The organism is Lysinibacillus composti, assembly GCF_016908465.1.
Taxonomy (GTDB): domain Bacteria; phylum Bacillota; class Bacilli; order Bacillales_A; family Planococcaceae; genus Ureibacillus; species Ureibacillus composti_A.
Genome location: NZ_JAFBDY010000007.1, coordinates 60130 through 79982, shown reverse-complemented (window position 1 = coordinate 79982; position 19853 = coordinate 60130). Strand labels below are relative to the sequence as shown.

General features: G+C 35.3%; 17 protein-coding genes and 1 pseudogene. 15 read left to right on the top strand and 3 right to left on the bottom strand.

Features of this window, described 5'->3' with window-relative positions; all coding sequences use genetic code 11:
* Positions 1–48: 48 nt before the first annotated feature.
* Positions 49–546, bottom strand: coding sequence for a helix-turn-helix domain-containing protein (locus tag JOD29_RS09585; RefSeq protein ID WP_124764394.1), 498 nt, complete (start codon positions 544–546; stop codon positions 49–51).
* Positions 547–995: 449 nt separating this feature from the next.
* On the opposite strand from JOD29_RS09585, the pseudogene JOD29_RS09580 reads away from it, so the two are divergent.
* Together JOD29_RS09580 and JOD29_RS09575 are read left to right on the top strand one after the other, a co-directional pair.
* Positions 996–2338 (top strand): annotated as a pseudogene (locus JOD29_RS09580) (MFS transporter).
* 30 nt (positions 2339–2368) lie between these two features.
* Complete coding sequence (locus tag JOD29_RS09575) at positions 2369–3352, top strand: ornithine cyclodeaminase family protein (RefSeq protein WP_124764393.1); 984 nt, start codon at positions 2369–2371, stop codon at positions 3350–3352.
* Positions 3353–3937: 585 nt separating this feature from the next.
* Here JOD29_RS09575 and JOD29_RS09570 read toward each other — a convergent pair.
* The gene (locus JOD29_RS09570) at positions 3938–4447 is read right to left on the bottom strand and encodes an antibiotic biosynthesis monooxygenase family protein (protein ID WP_124764392.1); all 510 of its coding nucleotides are present in this window, start codon (positions 4445–4447) and stop codon (positions 3938–3940) included.
* A 402-nt stretch (positions 4448–4849) separates the two neighbouring features.
* Between JOD29_RS09570 and hemE the strand changes: the two genes are divergently transcribed.
* The 7 genes from hemE (at position 4850) to JOD29_RS09535 (ending at position 12252) form a co-directional block, all read left to right on the top strand.
* Positions 4850–5902: a uroporphyrinogen decarboxylase gene (gene hemE, locus JOD29_RS09565; RefSeq protein WP_124764391.1), complete on the top strand. Its 1053-nt coding sequence runs from the start codon at positions 4850–4852 to the stop codon at positions 5900–5902.
* Between the two features lie 217 nt (positions 5903–6119).
* Positions 6120–7052 carry a ferrochelatase gene (gene hemH / locus JOD29_RS09560; RefSeq protein ID WP_124764390.1) on the top strand — a complete coding sequence of 311 codons (933 nt, stop codon included), beginning with the start codon at positions 6120–6122 and terminating at the stop codon, positions 7050–7052.
* 19 nt (positions 7053–7071) lie between these two features.
* Positions 7072–8496 carry a protoporphyrinogen oxidase gene (gene hemY / locus JOD29_RS09555; protein ID WP_338088302.1) on the top strand — a complete coding sequence of 475 codons (1425 nt, stop codon included), beginning with the start codon at positions 7072–7074 and terminating at the stop codon, positions 8494–8496.
* 178 nt (positions 8497–8674) lie between these two features.
* Entirely contained in the window at positions 8675–9643 is a 969-nt protein-coding gene (locus JOD29_RS09550; RefSeq protein WP_124764389.1) for a YncE family protein, read from the top strand.
* A complete protein-coding gene (locus JOD29_RS09545) occupies positions 9640–10329 on the top strand; it encodes a response regulator transcription factor (RefSeq protein WP_124764388.1) in 690 nt (229 codons plus the stop codon). Before JOD29_RS09550 ends, JOD29_RS09545 begins: the two co-directional genes overlap by 4 nt.
* Positions 10330–11721, top strand: a complete 1392-nt coding sequence (locus JOD29_RS09540) for a sensor histidine kinase (RefSeq protein ID WP_124764387.1) — start codon at positions 10330–10332, stop codon at positions 11719–11721.
* The gene (locus JOD29_RS09535) at positions 11722–12252 is read left to right on the top strand and encodes a FixH family protein (RefSeq protein ID WP_124764386.1); all 531 of its coding nucleotides are present in this window, start codon (positions 11722–11724) and stop codon (positions 12250–12252) included.
* 130 nt (positions 12253–12382) lie between these two features.
* On the opposite strand, the gene yhfH is transcribed toward JOD29_RS09535, so the two are convergent.
* A complete protein-coding gene (yhfH, locus tag JOD29_RS09530; protein ID WP_124764385.1) occupies positions 12383–12508 on the bottom strand; it encodes a protein YhfH in 126 nt (41 codons plus the stop codon).
* 323 nt (positions 12509–12831) lie between these two features.
* On the opposite strand from yhfH, the gene JOD29_RS09525 reads away from it, so the two are divergent.
* The 6 genes from JOD29_RS09525 to JOD29_RS20740 all read left to right on the top strand — a co-directional run bounded on the left by JOD29_RS09525 (position 12832) and on the right by JOD29_RS20740 (position 19826).
* Entirely contained in the window at positions 12832–13536 is a 705-nt protein-coding gene (locus JOD29_RS09525; protein ID WP_124764384.1) for a response regulator transcription factor, read from the top strand.
* Entirely contained in the window at positions 13536–14516 is a 981-nt protein-coding gene (locus JOD29_RS09520; protein WP_124764383.1) for a sensor histidine kinase, read from the top strand. Before JOD29_RS09525 ends, JOD29_RS09520 begins: the two co-directional genes overlap by 1 nt.
* 22 nt (positions 14517–14538) lie before the next feature.
* Complete coding sequence (locus JOD29_RS09515; RefSeq protein ID WP_124764382.1) at positions 14539–15315, top strand: ABC transporter ATP-binding protein; 777 nt, start codon at positions 14539–14541, stop codon at positions 15313–15315.
* Positions 15287–17218 carry an FtsX-like permease family protein gene (locus JOD29_RS09510; RefSeq protein WP_124764381.1) on the top strand — a complete coding sequence of 644 codons (1932 nt, stop codon included), beginning with the start codon at positions 15287–15289 and terminating at the stop codon, positions 17216–17218. The genes JOD29_RS09515 and JOD29_RS09510 overlap by 29 nt, the downstream gene beginning before the upstream one ends.
* Before the next feature lie 232 nt (positions 17219–17450).
* Entirely contained in the window at positions 17451–19004 is a 1554-nt protein-coding gene (locus JOD29_RS09505) for a long-chain-fatty-acid--CoA ligase (RefSeq protein ID WP_124764380.1), read from the top strand.
* Positions 19005–19100: 96 nt separating this feature from the next.
* A complete protein-coding gene (locus JOD29_RS20740; protein ID WP_338088301.1) occupies positions 19101–19826 on the top strand; it encodes a TolB family protein in 726 nt (241 codons plus the stop codon).
* Positions 19827–19853: the final 27 nt, after the last annotated feature.

Here is a 19853-nt window from a genome sequence, read left to right as displayed (position 1 = left end):
AAAAAGCCGAAGCACTCGTTTTATAGAGTGTCTCGGCTTTTTCTTATGTTATAGAGTTGAAACTAAAAGAAAATGAACATCTTCATCACTATTATTCCACCAATAATGATTACGCGATGAATCAAACATATAAGACTCCGTTTCATTCAATTCAAAGGTTTTTCCTTCTAAAGAAATGGTCAAAATCCCAGAAAGAACATAGATAAATTCATGTCCGTAATGAGAGAATTCCTTCCCAATATTTTCTTTAGGTTTTAAAGTAACTAAGATTGGATGAAACGATGCCCCAGTAATTTGATTTGATAAATCCTCATAAATAAAGGGATAAAGTTTATTAGAATCATCTTCTTGATTTTGAGGGAAAAAGACACTTGGATTTACATTTAACGCATCACTTATTTTTCTAAGAGACTCCAGAGTGACATTACATTTATTACGCTCAACTTGAGATAAAAAACTAATAGATACACCGGTTTTTTCAGAAAGGGTTTTTAACGTCATTTTATGATTCTTTCTAATGCTTCGAAGTTGTTCGCCAATCGTCATCTGATCACATCCTTAAACAATTGATAATTATACTTTACTGATTTATTTAACTCAAACACTTGTACATTTTTTAAGAGTTTAAGGCAATCGAATTTCAAGAGATAAATAAAGTGGTCATTCAGATTCTACTTCAAAACTTGTATTTGAAAAAGCGATGTATTTGTATTTAGCGCATTTAATAAATTGCAGGGGGAATTGGTAATGCGCTTAATCAACATTATGTCGAGTTCAAATAGGAGATTTTAAAAGTTTCTTTTTTTTAATGATTACTGGAGACTTAATTCAACATCTAAAGAGCTTGATAGAACTTGATGAGGATGGCTAAAATTATATTGACCGAAAATTCCTAACTATGTAATAATTGACTTACATAAATTTAAGTGACGCTTCAAAAATTTTTTAATTAATTATTGAAGTGTCACTTTAATTTCGTGCAAGGGGGAATGTGTATGAGTAGGAGAGAAATGACAAAGGTTTGGATTGCCAGTTTAGTAGGGAGTTCAATTGAATGGTTCGATTATTTCCTTTATGGGACGGTTGCAGCCTTAGTATTTAACCAAGTGTTCTTCGTCGCAGAAGATCCAACAGTAGGGTTGCTATTGGCATATGCGTCATTAGCACTGGCGTTCTTAATTAGACCATTAGGTGGAGTTATTTTCAGTCATATTGGTGACCGAGTTGGTCGGAAGAAAACATTAGTAATTACATTAACAATCATGGGTGGTGCAACTGTTTTAATGGGTGTACTTCCAACATACCAAGCAATTGGTGTGGCAGCTCCAATTCTATTAATTGTATTACGTTTAATTCAAGGGATTGGTATAGGAGGAGAATGGGTGGTTCACTTCTACTAGCTGTAGAGTATGCTCCAAAAGATAAACGAGGGTTATTTGGTGCGTTCCCTCAAATGGGTGTAACAATAGGGATGTTCTTAGGTTCTGGTGCTTTAACATTTATTACATCTGTAGTATCTCAAGAGGCATTCGTTGCTTGGGGTTGGAGAATTCCGTTTATTTTAAGTGCAGTTTTAGTGTTATTCGGTCTTTGGATTCGTAAAGGTCTTGACGAAACGCCATCATTCAAAAAAATAAAAGAATCCGGAGATATTCCGAAACTACCGATAGCAGATACATTAAAATACCACTGGAAAGAGGTTTTAATTGCAGTTGGTGGAAAAGTTGTTGAGACGGCACCATTCTATATCTTTGCCACATTTATCGTATCTTATGGAACTAATAATTTAGGATTTACAAGTACTCAAGTGTTAGTAGCAGTTATGATTGGTACGATTGTGACGACATTCTTAATGCCTGTTATGGGTAATTTATCAGATAAAATTGGACGTAAAAAAGTGTATATATACGGTACTGTAGCCATGATGTTATATGCATTCCCGTATTTTATGTTATTAGAACAACGTACATTTGCAACGCTTTTAATTGCTACAATTATTGGATTAGGGATCATTTGGGCACCAATCACAGCAGTGTTAGGAACAATGTTCTCAGAAATCTTTGATGCAAAAATTCGTTACACGGGAGTTTCTTTAGGTTACCAAATTGGTGCTGCATTAGCAGGTGGTACGGCACCATTAGTAGCAACAGCTTTACTTGTGAAGTTTAACAATTCTTATGTACCTGTTGCTATTTATATAATCTTAACGGCAGTTATTTCATTAATTGCTGTACTAGCAGTAAAAGAAAAGAGCAACCAAGAGTTAGATGAGTTTAATAGTGTAAAAGTAGAAAATAAAGCAAAAGTAGAAAAGCGTGAAACAACAACAGTAAATTAATAAATGTTTAGAAGATTTGGAGTGTGGGAATTGATTATTTTAAACCAAGAGGAAATCAAAAGTTTTTATTTAATGGAAGATGCCATTAGAGATGTTCGAGAAACGTTAATTGCAAAAGTTCAAAATAAAGTACAATCACCACATCGTACAGTTTTGGAGTTTCCAGAAGAAAGTGCGACATCCCTTTATATGCCGAGTGCGGATCTAGAGAATAAAGTAGCGGCAGTGAAAGTAGTAACCATCTTTCCGAACAATCCTGCAAAAGAGCTACCGACAACTCAAGGAATTATTGTGTTAACAAGCACAGAGGATGGTTCGCATTTATCTGTCATGAATGCTTCCTATTTAACTAGACTTCGCACAGGAGCGATGACGGCTTTAGCGACAGATGCACTTGCCAAAAAAGATGCAAAAGTATTAACAGTCGTTGGAACAGGCGCAATGGCTTTTGAACAAACACTGGGTGTTCTAGCGATTCGTGGTATTTCAAAAATCATATTATTTAATCGTACAAAAGAAAAAGCTATGAGTTTTGCAAATCAATTAAAAGCGGTTGGTGTTGAAGTAGAATTTGAGATTGCCGACGAAGTAAATGATGCCGTAAGTAAAGCGGATATCATCTGCTGTGCAACGAAGTCAACAACACCGGTATTTGATGGAGAGTATTTACGACCTGGGACACATGTAAACGGTGTTGGCTCATATCTTCCACATATGCATGAGATTGACCATACGACGATTAAAACGGCATCCAAAATTGTGGTGGACGACCTTCATGGTGCAAAAGATGAAGCTGGTGAGTTGATGGACGCAGAAAAAAAAGGAATTTGGTCGTTTAATGATGTCTATGCCGAATTAGAAAGCCTAGTAAGTGGAAAAGTGAATGGACGCGAGACTGAAGAGGAGATCACATTCTTCAAATCTGTTGGTGCATCTTACTACGACTTAGCAGTTGCGAAAGGCGTATACAAAAAAGCGCAAACACTTGGTACGGGGTTAAATATTGAAGTGTAAGGGCAAGGGGGATTCGGGGGCATTCGTAATGAATGCTCCTTTTATATTGTGGTAAAGATAGGGTGGTATTGTGGCGATGAAGATTAAGGTGGGATTGCGATGATAGAGAATGAACTTCAAAATGGGATTGTGAATGATAGAGATGAATTTCAACGGGGGAATGAAGTTCAAAAAGGTTGAAAAAGGCATGTGGAATGAACTTCATTAGGGCGATGAAGTTCAAAATGGGATTGCGAGAGTTCGAGGATGAACTTCATCAAGGGTATGAACGACATTCCAAGGTAAAATCAGGAACAAAAAGTCGTTCATAAAGGGAAGAATGACATCCAAACTCAACTCCCAAAATCATCGTGTGAATGAGCCACATGCATTCCAAGCTCACGACAATGCAAAAGTCTTCATCTGAACTATCAACGCTATTCCAAGACTTCAATCACACTCCAAAAGCTTTTAAATAAGAACATAGTCAGCTTCTTCCTAAGTCGTGACTCATTCAGATGGTTATTCACAAAGGAGCCAACTGCCGACATCGCACACCCAAGCAAAAAAGCCGTCCTTTAAGGATGAACGGCTTGTAACTCATATTTATTTCTCTTCAGAAAGCTTTCCTGAATAAGTTGTTACATAACTTGCGGCGTTGAAAATATTTTGTCGTCTCTCGCCAGGTTGTTTTTGACCATGTGCATTAATAAAGGAATTAGAATTTTTCCAGGCATCATAGGAATTCGGCCCAGTCCATTGTGTAAGGACAATATAAGTGTCTGAATCAAGTGGGCGTAATAATCGATAAGCTATAAAACCAGGCTCTTTTTCAATTTCACGGGAGCGTTCTAGGAATCGCTTTTCAAAAATGGGCCTTCCTTCATCTGAAACAGGGATATGGTTTAAAACGAAATATCCTCTTTGTTCGATTTGATTTGATTGATCAATGACTTCATGTTTTCGGGGAGTAGCAAACTTCGATTTCTTATTTTCGGTCTCATGTAATAGTAGAGAGTTTCCTGTACCGTGAAGTACAAACATGTTTTCAGTACTATATTTAATTCTTAGTTTTTCCATATAATCAGCCGTACCGGAAGTAATGAAAAAGAACATTTTAATCCCCCATTCTAAGTTCTTCATTTTAATTTTTATTAAAAACAACCAATTTATATTTGTCAAAAAGTAAGGTCCAATTGTTTGGTGTTATTGTACAAATTTATGACATTTGATTGATAAAACTATACTTTACTATTGGAAAAGTATAGACTGTAAACGGATATCAATGAAAAAGATTTAACTTTATATAGCAAATTTCTTACTGCGGCGAGTAACCGCAAAAAGCAATTGTTTTTTGTAACGATTGCGCTACACACAAATAAGACAAAGCGAATTACAGTATAGGAATTCCTATACTGTTAAAACTTATGCCTTGATGTATGAAAAGGCTACCAAAAATCGTAGACTATTTACAATTTACATCGAAGCTAACTAGATCATGAGGGGAAGGGTTAGAATATGAGAAAGTTTAATGATACATTAATCAGAGCCGCTAGAGGCGAGCGAACAGACTATACACCTGTTTGGTTTATGCGACAAGCTGGACGTTCTCAAGCAGAATATAGAAAAATAAAAGAAAAATATTCATTAGAAGAAATTACACATCAACCAGAACTATGTGCTTACGTTACGAAATTACCTGTTGATCAATACAATGTAGATGCAGCAATTCTATACAAAGATATTGTAACGCCATTGCCAGGAATTGGTGTTGACGTAAAAATTAAAGCAGGTGTAGGTCCTGTAATTTCTAACCCAATTCGTTCAGTAGCGGATGTAGAAAAACTTGGAGAGTTTAATGCAAAAGAACACACTCCTTTTGTCTTAGATACGATTAAACTTTTGACAAAAGAACAGTTAGACGTTCCATTAATTGGATTTGCAGGTGCACCATTTACTTTAGCGAGTTATATGATTGAAGGGGGCCCTTCCCGCAATTATAATAAAACGAAATCCTTTATGGTAACAGAACCAAAAGCTTGGTTTAGTCTAATGGACAAACTAGCAGATATGATTATTGCAGATATCGCTGCTCAAGTTGAAGCAGGAGCAACAGCTATTCAAGTATTTGACTCTTGGGTAGGTGCTTTAAATGTTGAGGATTATCGCGTATTTATTAAACCAGTGATGACTCGTATTTTTGCTGAGTTACGAAAAGAAAATGTACCGCTAATTTTATTCGGTGTTGGTGCAAGTCATTTAGTGAACGAATGGAATGACCTACCGATCGATGTAGTAGGGTTAGATTGGCGCATGCCAATTCGAAAAGCACGTGAACTAGGCGTTATGAAGGCAGTTCAAGGGAACCTAGATCCATCACTTCTTTTAGCTGATTGGCATGTGATCGAACAACGCGCAAAAGATATTATTGATCAAGGATTACAAGTACCTGGCCATATCTTCAATTTAGGCCATGGTGTATTCCCTGAAGTTAACCCAGATGTATTAAAACGATTAACTACATTTATTCATGAATATAGTCGTGAGCAAGCTAGCTTACTTGAACGATAATTGATACAAATAGTTTTTTTGGCGGATACGAAAGTAAAAGGTTCATGGATATCCGCATTATAAAATGACACCATCTCGGCCAACATGATTGGTCGCAAAGTATTGCAACTAAAGCATTTTGCGACGAGTAACCGCAGGAGCAAGAAGTGGCGTTTTTATACTTTGTACAGTTCTTGGCAGAGATATGTCTTCTAATAATAATTTTTGAGGTGAAAACATGAAACCAGTACGTGGACTACTAGTCATGGCATATGGAACGCCATATAAAGAAGAAGATATTGAAAGATATTATACACATATTCGTCACGGTCGTAAGCCATCTGAAGAGCATTTAGAAGATTTAAAAAGCCGATATAAAGCAATTGGTGGTATTTCACCTCTAGCAGAGATGACAAAAAAACAAGCTCAGGCACTTTGTGAACGTTTAAACGAAGTACAAGATGAAGTGGAATATAAATTATACATCGGATTAAAACACATTGATCCGTTTATTGAAGATGCAGTTGAAGCAATGGTGAAGGATGAAATTACAGAAGCGGTAACGATTGTTCTTGCACCACACTTCTCTACATTCTCAATTAAATCGTATAATGGACGTGTTAAAGAAGCAGCTGAAAAATTAGGAAGCTCTATGAAAATCACATCTGTTGAGGCTTGGTACGATCAACCAAAATTCATTGAATATTGGAAACAAGTAGTTAACAATGCATTTGCTGAAATGTCGGCTGAAGAACAAGAAAAAGCTTGTCTAATCGTTTCAAATCACTCCTTACCAGAAAAAATCAAATTAGCCGGGGACCCATATGAGGAACAATTAATCGAAACAGCTCGTTTAATTCAAGAAGCAACGGGTATTGAAAATGTGGAAGTAGGATGGCAATCGGCTGGACAAACTCCAGAACCTTGGCTTGGACCAGATGTTCAAGATTTAACAAGAGACCTTTATAAAGAAAAAGGGTTCCGTTCGTTTGTTTATACACCAGTAGGGTTTGTCACAGAACATTTAGAGGTTCTTTATGATAATGACTATGAATGTAGAATAGTATGTGAAGAACTTGGAGCGAATTATCGTCGTCCGCCAATGCCAAATACACATCCTTTATTTATTGATGCGATGGTGGATGCGATCGATAAAAAGCTAGCAGAATAACTTAGAGGTGATGGTGAGGGTGACTTTGACTAGACGAAAAGTTGCCGTTATTGGTGGTGGTATTACCGGTTTAACGGCGGCATTCTATTTACAAAAGGAAGCACAACTGAAAAATTTGCCAATCGATGTTGTATTAATAGAGTCTTCATTACGGTTAGGTGGTAAAATTCAAACTTTGAGAAAAGATGGATTTATCATCGATCGTGGTCCTGAATCTTTTTTAGACTACTCAAACAGTGTACAGGAGTTGGCGAGTGATTTAGGAATAGAACAACAGTTAGTTAATAACAACAAAGGGCAAACCTACGTTGCAGTCGGTAGTCAATTGTACCCGATTCCAAACGGTATAATGTTCGGTGGGTCACTTGAAGTCTCCTCATTCATTACATCCGGATTAATTTCATTAACTGGTAAAATTAGAGCTGTTGGCGATCTTTTATTACCTAAAACGAAAGAACAAACTGACGAGCCAATAGGTGATTTCTTTCGACGTCGTTTTGGGAAAGAAGTAGTTGAAAATTTAGTTGAACCAATACTTGCTGGTACATTTGCAGGAGATATTGATCATCTAAGTATTCGCTCGATGTTCCCGCAGTTCTATCAATTAGAGAAACAGTATCGAAGTTTAATTCTTGGCATAAATAAATCTGGCAAATCAATTGCAAAAGAGCATGTGGAGACATATAACACTTTTAAAAATGGGCTTGAAACTTTAGTAGAGGAATTGGAAAAGCAATTACATCCAAGTTCTATATTAAAGGGAATTAAAGTCGAAGCAATTGAAAATTTAAATGATGGTTCTGTAAAGATTCACTCGAATCACATTGCCCCTATAAAATGCGACGCAGTGATTATGACAACGCCATTTAATGTAACGAAGGACATTTTTCAAAAGGATGGGCTTTTAGAAGACATACCTAACATGAACTACTCAACAATTGCTACTGTGACGATGGCATTTAAACAAAATGGCGAAAATAAATATAAAGACGCTCTAAATTTTTTCGTTTCTAGAAATAGTGATTTATCCATTACAACATGTACATGGTTAAATCATAAATGGAATAATGTAGCGCCACCAGGGTATGATTTACTACGTGCTTATATTGGACGCGTTGGAGATGAAGCAATCGTAGAATTATCAGATGAAGATATTGAGAGAACTGTCCGAAATGATTTAGAAAAAGCACTCGGAATAACTAGTTCACCAGAATTTACGAATGTTTCGCGTTGGAAGCAATCAATGCCACAATATACGGTAGGACATGACGAACGGATGCAACAGGTGAAAGAAGAGATTCAACATGAATTTCCACAAGTGATGCTAGTTGGCAGTTCATATGATGGCATTAGTGTACCCGATTGTATTACACAGGGAAGAAATGCAGCACTTCAATTAATTGAAAATATTACAGAACGCCAATTAATCTCAAATAAATTATAGACCCTAAAAGCAAAAAAGCTTTTAGGGCTATTTTTTTGTATAGTATAAAATTTCGAGGTTTGAGCAGTGTCTAGCTGCACGGGACACTTATACCGCCTCCGCTTTTCTAAGTTCACCTATTTTACTAATTGTTTCATTTAAACTTCACATTTTTGCAGTATGATAGGATTTGGAGGTGATGACCATAGTGAAGGATAGAAAAGTCTTTATACTCCTTGCAATACTTATGGTTTTAACAGGGTGTTCCGAAAAAGGTTTTACTCCTATTAATCATCATCAATCCTTTGTCGGCGCTGTAAATATTGTGGAACCAGCTGTTAGCTTTTATGATCCATCAGGAGATAAGATTGCCACATGGAAATTTGATAAGGCTTATACAGGGGCTGTCTTAATTCAAAAAGATCAAATTTTAATGTATGGACATGAACTAAATGAAGCTGACCTATATCAGCTTTCTAATGGAAAAAAGAAGGCAACCATTGAAACAGGAGTAGGTGCGACAAATGCCTATTATGATGAAAAGAACCAATTGTTTTTTATAACAAACAGCGCTAATAATACCGTTACGAGCTATGACCTAAATGGGAAAAAATTAAACCAAACAAAACTGGGAAATTATCCGATGTCTATGGCTTCACATGATGGGAAATTATATGTTGTAAACTATAAAGATACTGTTCTATCAGTTCTAAATATGAAAACGTTAGAAGTTGAACAAGAGTGGGAGATCGATAAATCCTCAAATGGCATAGTCGTTGTGCCTGAAAAGAATTCCATTTGGATTGGTGGACATGGGGAAGGAAGTCAGCCAAACCAGACAGTTGATATTTATGATTTACACACCGGGAAAAATATAGGTGTTCTAGAAGCAGCCTTTATGCCGATTGGTTTTGCCAAAAGTGATCATGAAGTTTATATTGTAAACCATGGATCGAATGAATTAGTTGTAACGAATTTATCGGGTAAGGTTTTGTGGCACATCGAAGTTGGTGCTAATCCTTTTTCTGTTACTTATATAAGGGACCAAATAGTTGTAGCTGGTTACGATGATAGTAAAGTGTACTTCATCCGTAACGGAAAAATAGAAAAAGAAATAGAGACGAATAAAGGACCTTTTCAATTATTAGTTAGGGAGGTAGGGACATGACGACTATATTAATCGTTGATGATGAAAAAGACATGCGTAATTTAGTTAAAATGATTCTATCAAAATATAACTTTAAGACATATACGGCTTCAAATGGTGAAGAGGCTTATAATACAATCTTTAATGAAGATATCGATCTTGTGTTATTAGATGTGATGATGCCAGGGGAAGATGGATTTGTCGTTTGCGAAAATATAAGGAAAATCTCCTCGGTTCCCGTTATTTTCTTAACCGCACGTGACGCTAACGATGACAAAGTAAAGGGTTTAACAATTGGTGGGGACGATTACATTGTAAAGCCATTTACAGCAAGTGAACTTGTCGCAAGAATAACAGCGGTTTTAAGACGAACTGGAAAGAGTGATACACAAATAACTCATAAAACAATTGAGTTTGGTCCAATTAAGATTGATGAAGTAGCTAGAAAAGCCTTTGTGAGTAATCAACATATCCCATTAACATTAAAGGAATTTGAACTTTTATATTTATTTGTAAAAAATCCAGATATCGTTTATTCAAGGGAGCAACTTTTAGAACGAGTTTGGGATATGGAATATGCAGGTGGGACAAGAACTGTTGATACTCATATTAAGACACTACGTTTAAAACTTGCAAAAGAATCAAAGGAAGCAAGCGATTACATACAAACAGTATGGGGTATTGGCTATCGCTTTGAAAAAATTTAAATGAAAAAATTATCAATTAAAATATGGGCATTAATCCTCGTCTTTTTATTTATTACCATTGCATTTATGTATGTCTTTACTGATATCATTTATGAGCAATTGTATGTAGAACATACGAAAGATTCGATGGTTGAGGTAGGAGAAAATCTACAAACAATGTACATCGGTGGGAAAGTGACGGATGAACTAGTTGACAAGGTTGATCAGTATAATCTGTTTTCAAATTACAAAGTGTTTGCCGTTCGCAATCCTAAAGAGTTAAGTGCCTGTTTACCGTTTGAAATTGATTACGATACATTGATTGGTACTGATGAGCGAAAGCAATTACTTCAGGGAGATTATATTACCAAAATAGGATATGAAAAGAGATTTGATCGACAAGTCATTTCCGTTATCTTACCACTAACTGATCAAGATCGTTTAGAAGGGATATTGTATCTTTACTACCCATTAGCGAAGATAAGCGAGCTTCCGAAAAAGGAAGTGGTCATTCTTATTAGTAGTGTCTTACTATTTGCTATTGTCGTAGGATATTTCGTCCGTAAAGGGATTCAACTCCTTATGAAACCTTTAAATGAATTACATGAAGCAGTAGAAAATATGTCTCGGCGAAATTATGAAACTCGGGTTAGTGTTACATCAAAAGATGAGATTGGAAAGCTTTCGGAAGCCTTTAATGAAATGGCTGCTGAAATTCAGAGAGAAGATGAGGAGCAAAGAACGTTTCTTGCAACTGTTTCCCATGAGCTGAGAACACCCATTAGTTATGTGAAAGGATATAGTGAAGCCATTCAAAATAACTTCGTTGAAGGAAAAGAGAAAGAAGAGGCGATGGAGTTAATTGTTCGTGAAGCAAACAGAATGGAAAGACTAACAAATGAAATATTTCAGCTCGCAAGGTCTAAAAATAATATAGAGGATCTAGAACTATACCCAATTGTATTAGCTGAAACAGTTAGGGATTCTGTAAAACTATTGGAACAGCAAGCAGAAAATAAGAAAATTACACTAAGCGTTTCATTAGATGAAAATATTATTGCCCTTGCCAATGAAGAAAAGTTAAAGCAAATTTTTATCAATGTCATTGAAAACGCAATCCGTTATTCGATGGTAGGCTCAAAAGTTAACATAATGACTAAAATAATGAAGGAAAAGGCAGTGATTGAAATTGCCGATAATGGAATTGGTATTCCTTCTGAAGATTTACCTCATATTACCGAGAGGTTTTATCGTGTAAATAAAGCAAGAAGCCGTGCAGACGGTGGAAGTGGGTTAGGGTTAAGCATTGTAGATCAACTCGTCACACAACATAATGGTAAGCTAGCAATAGTAAGCGAGTTAGGAAAAGGTACAATCGTAACAATTACAATACCATGTATGGAGGAAATATAAATGAAAAAGTGGTTAGTTAGTTTAATAGCAGTGCCGCTATTCCTTTTAGGATGTTCTTCAAATGAACCAGAGATCGATACAAATGATGAACCGGTCGATGTTTCGGCGTTAGAAGTAAAAGTTCACATCTTAACACCGGAGAAAGTAGCGGTTAACGAAACGGTTGAACTAGCAGCGCATGTAACACAAAATAATGAAAATATTAATGATGCTGAATCTGTTAAATTCGAAGTTTGGGAATCCGGACATCGTGAAGAGGCTAAAATGATAGAAGGCAAGCTAGATGCAGATGGTGTTTATAAAGCGGAAATAACTTTCGATCATGACGGCGTTTATTATATGTTTGCTCACACAACTGCGCGAGGAATGCACACCATGCCGAAGCAACAAATTATTGCTGGAAACCCGGATATGAGCAAAGTCATTGAAGACGAAAGCAGTGATACAGGTGAAAATATGGAAGAACACACTAGTACAGATGACCATTCCAAAATGAATACAGAAAGTGATGGAGAACACTCCTCACATTAAAAAGAATCCTCAAAGCATGAGCGTGCTTTGAGGATTTTACATGTAAGCAATTTAATTATAGGTTCATCTTGTTGAAATCAAGAGTTGTTGGCGATTTAAAATAAGCATAGTGTATCAATAATAAAACCGATTATAGAGAGTTACATTTATCACAAGTGTTGCTGTAGCATTCACTTTGCTCTTCGATTTTATCACCGCATTGAACACAAACTTTTTCAGGTAAGTTCTTGAAGAATTCAACTACATTCTCTAACATTGTGGAGCCCCTCCTTCTGGACAATCTGTTATATTACTGAGTTGATTATTTACATTGTATTATAACAGTTAGCTTTCGTCAATATGAAATCGGAAATTTTTAGACAATTATTTTTTAAAGCAATGGAAGCAGTGAAATGTAAGGTGTGAGTGGGTTTTAACATCAATTATTAATAAGAATTTTGTTCTTAAAAGTGAAATTGCATGCTTGCGGCTCTGATTTGTAAAGTTCTTAAAAAAGATGAGTGCGTAGGTATCACGTAATATTCTTATAATCTGTTACAATTAGCATGAACTTTTCAAAGCTGAAGAGGTGGAATGAAAATGGAAAATACACGAATATTTATCGTTGAAGATGATATGAAAATCGCAACATTATTAGCAGAAACTTTAAGGAAATATCAATATGAGGTTGAAGTTGTACAAAATTTTGAAGGAATTATCGAAGAGTGTATAGCTTTTGACCCCCATATTGTTTTACTAGATATTAATTTACCTTCCTATGATGGGTATTACTGGTGTCGACAGCTTCGTCAACACACAACTTGTCCAATTATCTTTATATCCGCACGATCTGGAGAAATGGACCAAATCTTCGCATTAGAAAATGGCGGCGATGACTTTATTACAAAACCGTTTAATTATGAGATTGTTCTAGCGAAAATCAAAAGCCATTTAAGGAGAACTTATGGTGAGTATTCAGTAAGACTAGAAGAGAGGACAATTAAGGTAGGGCAATTAACACTTTACCTTGAAAGAATGGAGTTACACCTGAAGGATGATGTAATTCCGTTACAGAAAAAAGAATGTACTATTTTAGAGCTTTTACTAAGTGAATCCCCAAAGGTCGTTCCAAGAGAAAAGTTATTAGAGGAACTATGGGATGACCAAGCCTTTGTCGATGAAAATACTTTAAATGTAAATATGACAAGGGTTCGAAAAAAACTGACGGATTATGGAGTTGTTTCAGTCATTGAAACCGTACGTGGAGCGGGTTATAGGTTTATCTTAAGTGCGGAGGAAATGTAATGAGTTTACGGCTTTTTATAAAAGAGAACATTTCATTTGTAATCTTTGAACTAATTGTTGTTTTGTTCATACTCTCTCTCTATTGGTTAGATGGTTTTCGTAATATTGATACAGCTGTTTATTCTGTTGTAATTAGCATTGTGTTAATTACTTCGTTTTTGGCAGCGCGTTTTATTATGCGAAAGAATTACTTAAATCGAATTGTACACTTACCAAATTCGATGGAAGACGCTTTACAGAAAAATGCGAAGTCACCAGAACATTCCCAGACTGAGGACTACTTTCATGAATTGTACCGATTATATCAACATGAGGTGCAAACATTGTATGCGGTGAAAAATAGACACGATCAATTTTTAAATCAATGGATCCATCAAATGAAAACTCCGATTTCAGTACTAGAATTACTATTACAGGAAGGAGATCCTCTTGATAAAAAAAGTGTTCAAGAAGAAGTGGATCGCCTAAAAAGAGGGATTGAGATGGTCTTGATGAACGCAAGACTTGAAAATTTTGAGGAAGATATGCAAGTTGAACAAGTTCATCTAAAACAGATTGTGAATGCAACAATCAATGAGAACAAACGTTTATTTATTACACATCGGGTGTTCCCAGAAACGAAAATTGATGAAGATCTTATTGTGGCAAGTGATTCAAAATGGTTAAGGTTCGTATTAGGGCAATTTGTAACGAATGCAGTTAAATATACATTTGAACCAAATAAAAAGGTATTATTTTTTGCAGAAAAAACCGATTCTTCTATAACTCTAACAATCAAGGATGAAGGAATTGGCATACCACAATCGGATATTTCACGAGTGACCAAACCATTCTTTACAGGAGAAAATGGTCGGAAAACTGGAGAGTCTACTGGTATGGGGTTATTTTTAGCAAAAGAAATATGTGAAAAGTTAAATCACGAATTAATCATCACCTCACAAGTTGGAGTTGGAACAACCATAACACTAATATTTAAATAACAGATTAAATGAGGGATTAATCATGCCAATTTTACAATTGAAGGATGTAACAAAGGTTTATGAAGGAAAAGTAACACATCGTGCGTTAAATCAACTAAGCTTTGAAGTTGAAAAGGGGCAATTTATTGCTGTGATGGGTCCTTCAGGTAGTGGGAAGACGACTTTACTTAATTTAATTTCCACAATTGACCAACCAACTTCAGGTGAGATTATTTTAAATGGCATTACGCCACATTTTTTAAGTAAAACAGAGCTAGCTTATTTTCGTCGAAGACAGCTAGGGTTTGTGTTCCAAGACTTCAATCTTTTACCAACACTTACAGTAGAAGAAAATATTGTATTACCACTAACTTTAGATCAACAACCAGTACATGTGATGGAGGAACGATTAAAGGGACTAGTGGAGAAATTAGGCTTACATTCATTTTTATATAAGCGTCCCAACGAAATTTCCGGTGGACAGGCGCAACGTACTGCAATCGCAAGGGCATTAATTCATGAACCTAACATTATTTTAGCGGATGAACCGACAGGAAACCTAGATTCCAACAATTCTAAAGAAGTACTAGATTTACTAAGTAAAATTAATAAAGAGAGACATTCGACGATCGTCATGGTTACCCATGATCCAATCGCAGCAAGTTTCTGTGATCGTGTTTTGTTTATAAAAGATGGAGAGTACTTTAATGAAATCTATCGTGATGACAGGCGCCAAACTTTTTTCCAACGCATATTAAATGTGCTTAGTTTGTTAGGAGGAGGGCAAGTAGGTGACCTTACATCAATTCGCTTACCGTAATGTCGTTCGGAACTTTCGAATCTATGCGGCCTTTTTTATGGCGAGCTTCTTTTCGGTTTTTGTGTTTTTTATTTATTCTATGTTGGTATTTCATCCAGAGATTGAAGACGGATTATTAGGAAATGTACCTATACTCGGAATGGTGATAGCGGAAGTTATCTTAGTATTATTTTCTTGGTTCTTTATTTTTTACTCCATGAAGGCATTTTTAGAGGCCAGAGGTAAGGAATTTGCTATTCTTTTGCACTTAGGAATGGAAAAAAGACAGCTAAGTAAACTTATCTTTTTAGAAACGCTCTTAATTGGTACAATTTCAATTTTCCTAGGGATGATATTTGGCTATGCCTTTTCAAAGTTCTTCTTCATGATCGTCCGTGAAATACTTATGTTAGAGGACCTTCCTTTATATTTTTCATGGAAGCCGTTTTTATTAACGGTAACCGTTTATTCAAGTGCTTTTATCGTCATTACTAAACTTAGTGTGAATCTTTCATCAGAACGAAAGTTAATTGATTACATGAAGGGCCATAAAAATGAAATTGTCCATAAAAGTTATTCTCGAAAAAAGGCAATCCTTGCAATGGTTTTAATAGCTGCTGGATATCTTTTGGCTCTTTTCACAACAAAAGCAACTGTCATATCTATTGCTTCATTAGTCTTGTTATGTATAACAGTGGGGACATATTTATTCTTTTCTGATACGACTCAGTACTTATTGGAGGCAATTAGAAAGAAAAAGAAATTATATTGGAAAAACGCAAACATGCTCTCTATTGCAGAACAGACATTTATTATGAAGAATAATGGGAGAATGTTTTTTATTGTAACGATGGTATCATCTTTAGCCTTTTTATGTATTGGAACGCTTGCTACGTTGTCATCGTACACATCTCAATACGATAAATTAAACCCTCTTGGATTAATTTACAAAGGACATACAGATAATCCCTATGAAGAGATGCATATTTCTTCGATTGTTAAACAATTAGAGGATAAGGGATTGTCCTATCATATGACACACTTTGATGTTGTTAAACAAACGTCTTCCTTTACTCAATTTGAGGTAGAAGTGTTTAGAGAGTCCGATATCAATAGTCTATTATTTTCTTATGGTTATCCAATGGTTCGTTTATTACCAGGGGAAGCAATGTTCATACCTTATACAGAAGAATCCATAAAGGAATTATCGAAAACAAAAGTCCGAACTGTTTTGGTCGAAAATCATATACCCATTACGATTGATCGTGTTTATCCGGAGTTGATTTTCCCTAGTTCGATTGTTAGTTTAAACTCAATTATTATTAGTGATGGAGATTTTAAAAAATTAAAAAAACCATTTAGTGGTTTCCCGGACGAAGAACCTGGGTATCATTTATTTACGTTCGATATTCCACAATGGATTGAAACGACTGATATTGGTTTAGATATTTTTAGAATAGTTTCAAATGAGTATTTAAAAGATAAGTATTCTTTACCATTTTATTTTGAAAATGCTGGATTGAGTTATTCGTACCTATTAGCAACCTATTCTTTATTTACGTTAGTTGGTTTATTAGTTGCAGCAGTCTTTTTGTTAGCAGCAGGTAGTTTTATTTATTTTAAACTGTATACAAATCTAGATGCAGAGAAAAGAAAGTTTGATGTGCTGAAACGAATGGGCTTAGCGGATAATGAGTTGAAGACCCTTGTTTCACATTATTTATTTCCGCAATTTTTCCTCCCATGGGGAATTGCTATGATGCATATTATCTTTGCTTTTTTCATGTTACAAAAGATTTTGCAAGACATTGCTAATATATCAATCGTAAAGGAATTTGTTTTATCTTTTGTATTATTAGTCTTAGTACAAGTAATCTATTATTATTTAATCCGTTGGCGTTATATTGCACATGTTCGAAATTAGTAAAGAAAAGTGAAGAACACCCGTTTTGCTTCAGTTGCCCTCGGAGCTAGCGTTCGCAGCTTAAAATTAATGTACTCTTATTAGAAAAAATAGTGAGAAACTGAATTTTTGAACAAAAACTATTTGAAAAGTAGAAATATATTGTCAGAAAATTATTGTTGTTTTACAATGTTTTAGTGACTGACAAAATGTATACAATTTGGTTATGGCTTAGAAGGGGGCTGTATGTTTTTTGAATTTAGTTGAACAAGTACGACAACGTGCGCTTGAACAGCCAAATCGTATTGCCTTTCATTATAAAGGGAAAGATATTACCTATGGTGAATTTGAACAAGCTGTCGGACAATTTGCTTCTGTTATTAGACATTTGAATATACAAAAAGGGGAACATATTGCTTTACTACTTGGGAATAGACCGGAATTTTTAATTTCACTTTATGCTGCAATGAGGGCTGGTGTAACAGTTATACCTATTAACCCTATTTATACAATGGATGAAATAACTTACATTGTGAACAATGGGGACGTTAAAGCAATTATTGCGGAAGAATCATTTTTAAAGACGATTGAGAAAGGAATCCATGCCTTTCCTCAAGTAGAAAGTTATCTTATTTGCGAATCATCCAATAAAATAGAAGAAAAAGTATCAATTCTTTCAGAGTCAGTAAAGGAAAAAGTAAAATTATTTAATAAAGAATTAGATTCTATTACTACTTTATTTGATTGTGTTGAAATTGATCATGAAGATACTGCAGTTATTTTATATACTTCGGGTACAACAGGGTATCCAAAGGGCGCAATGCTGTCACACAAAAATTTATATTCTAATGCGCGGGACGTGTCCAATCACTTTTTAATGAGTTCAGAGGACAGGGTTATTGCAACATTACCATTGTTTCATGTCTTTGGGTTAACCGTAGTGGCCAATGCGCCATTATTAAAAGGAGCTAATATTCTGATTGCGCCAAGATTTAGTCCAAGTGAAATTTACGAATTAGCTGAAACTCAAAAGGCTACCGTTTTTGCAGGAGTGCCGACCATGTTGAATTTCCTTTGTCAATTTAAAAAAGGGAATCCCGAGAATTTTTCATATCTGCGTTTAGCTATATCAGGTGGGGCACCTTTACCGATTTCAGTGCTTCATAGTTTTGAAGAGAGATTTAACATAAAAGTTTCTGAAGGTTATGGATTATCTGAAGCAGCACCAGTAACATGTTTTAACCCGTTAAATCGGGAACGGAAACCAGGTTCAATTGGTATGTCAATTCCTAATGTCGAAAATAGAGTAGTAGATGACCAAGGAAACGAAGTACCAATAGGAGAAGTAGGAGAGCTTGTTGTTCGTGGACCGAATGTAATGAAAGGGTATTATAAGTTACCTGAAGAAACTAGTAATGCAATTCGTGAAGGATGGCTTTATACCGGTGATTTAGCAAGAAAAGATGAAGATGATTATTTTTACATTGTTGATCGGAAAAAAGATTTAATTATTGTGGGTGGATACAATGTTTACCCTCGTGAAGTAGAGGAAGTACTATATTCTCATCCCAATGTTTTAGAGTCAGCAGTAGTGGGAATTCCAGACCCGGATTTTGGTGAAACTGTTTATGCATACGTTACATTAAAAGAGAACACTTCTACTATTTGTGAACTACAACAATTTTGTGCTAAAAGTTTAGCAAAATATAAAATACCTGAAGTAATTGAGTTTATTGATCGTATTCCAAAAAACTCAACAGGCAAGATCTTAAAACGTGAGTTGAAAGAAATGGAGAAAACTAATTAAAGTATACAGTATACGAGAGTTAGTAATTCCAGATCATTAAAACTCTTTTCACTAATTTCATGGTGGAAAGAGTTTTTTTTAATATCCAAGAGAGAATTGACAGAAAATGTAAGAATGTTAAACTATAAAATACGCGATTCGAAATATGAAGAAAAGGGTGATTTTGTGACTTCAAAAAGGCTATTAAATGCAGAAGATTTATATAAAATTCAATCGATTACTAATCCAAGAATTTCACCAGACGGAGAATCAGCAATATTTATAAGAACACAAATGGATCAGGAAGATAACAAGTATTATTCTCATTTATTTCATATAGAGCTTTCAACGGGAAAAGTCTTACAATGGACATTTGGGAAAGAGAAAATCGTAAATCCACAATGGTCTCCAGACGGAAACCAAGTTGCCTTTATCTCCAACCGTGATGAAAAGAACCGGTTATATTTAATGAATAAAGATGGTGGGGAACCAAAAAAAATAACAACTTTCGAATCAGAAGTAGAATCATTTTTATGGTCTCCTTGTGGGGGGGAAATTTGGATTACTAGTCAAATAACAGAAGACGCTGATTTTTTCGAAAAGAACAATAAAGAGCAAAAGAACCCTCCCAAACCATATATTGTTGACCAAATGAAATACAAAATGGACGGAATTGGTGGAGAAGGATTAGTTAAACAAGGTGTTTACTCACAAATTGCAATGATTTCATTAAGAGATCAGTCGGTTACTCAATTTTCGCGAGGGAACTATTCACACAAAATTATGGACATTTCTTCTGATGGTAAGAAGCTAATAATTGGAGTAAATCGAGAAGAAAATTAAGATTTTAACTTTAGCGAGCCAATTTAC

Coding starts and splice junctions, on each gene's coding strand:
- JOD29_RS09585 (WP_124764394.1), bottom strand. CDS start 546: ATGACGATTGGCGAACAACTTCGAAGCATTAGAAAGAATCATAAAATG.
- JOD29_RS09570 (WP_124764392.1), bottom strand. CDS start 4,447: ATGTTCTTTTTCATTACTTCCGGTACGGCTGATTATATGGAAAAACTA.
- hemE (WP_124764391.1), top strand. CDS start 4,850: ATGAGAAAGTTTAATGATACATTAATCAGAGCCGCTAGAGGCGAGCGA.
- hemH (WP_124764390.1), top strand. CDS start 6,120: ATGAAACCAGTACGTGGACTACTAGTCATGGCATATGGAACGCCATAT.
- JOD29_RS09550 (WP_124764389.1), top strand. CDS start 8,675: ATGACCATAGTGAAGGATAGAAAAGTCTTTATACTCCTTGCAATACTT.
- JOD29_RS09545 (WP_124764388.1), top strand. CDS start 9,640: ATGACGACTATATTAATCGTTGATGATGAAAAAGACATGCGTAATTTA.
- JOD29_RS09540 (WP_124764387.1), top strand. CDS start 10,330: ATGAAAAAATTATCAATTAAAATATGGGCATTAATCCTCGTCTTTTTA.
- JOD29_RS09535 (WP_124764386.1), top strand. CDS start 11,722: ATGAAAAAGTGGTTAGTTAGTTTAATAGCAGTGCCGCTATTCCTTTTA.
- yhfH (WP_124764385.1), bottom strand. CDS start 12,508: ATGTTAGAGAATGTAGTTGAATTCTTCAAGAACTTACCTGAAAAAGTT.
- JOD29_RS09525 (WP_124764384.1), top strand. CDS start 12,832: ATGGAAAATACACGAATATTTATCGTTGAAGATGATATGAAAATCGCA.
- JOD29_RS09520 (WP_124764383.1), top strand. CDS start 13,536: ATGAGTTTACGGCTTTTTATAAAAGAGAACATTTCATTTGTAATCTTT.
- JOD29_RS09515 (WP_124764382.1), top strand. CDS start 14,539: ATGCCAATTTTACAATTGAAGGATGTAACAAAGGTTTATGAAGGAAAA.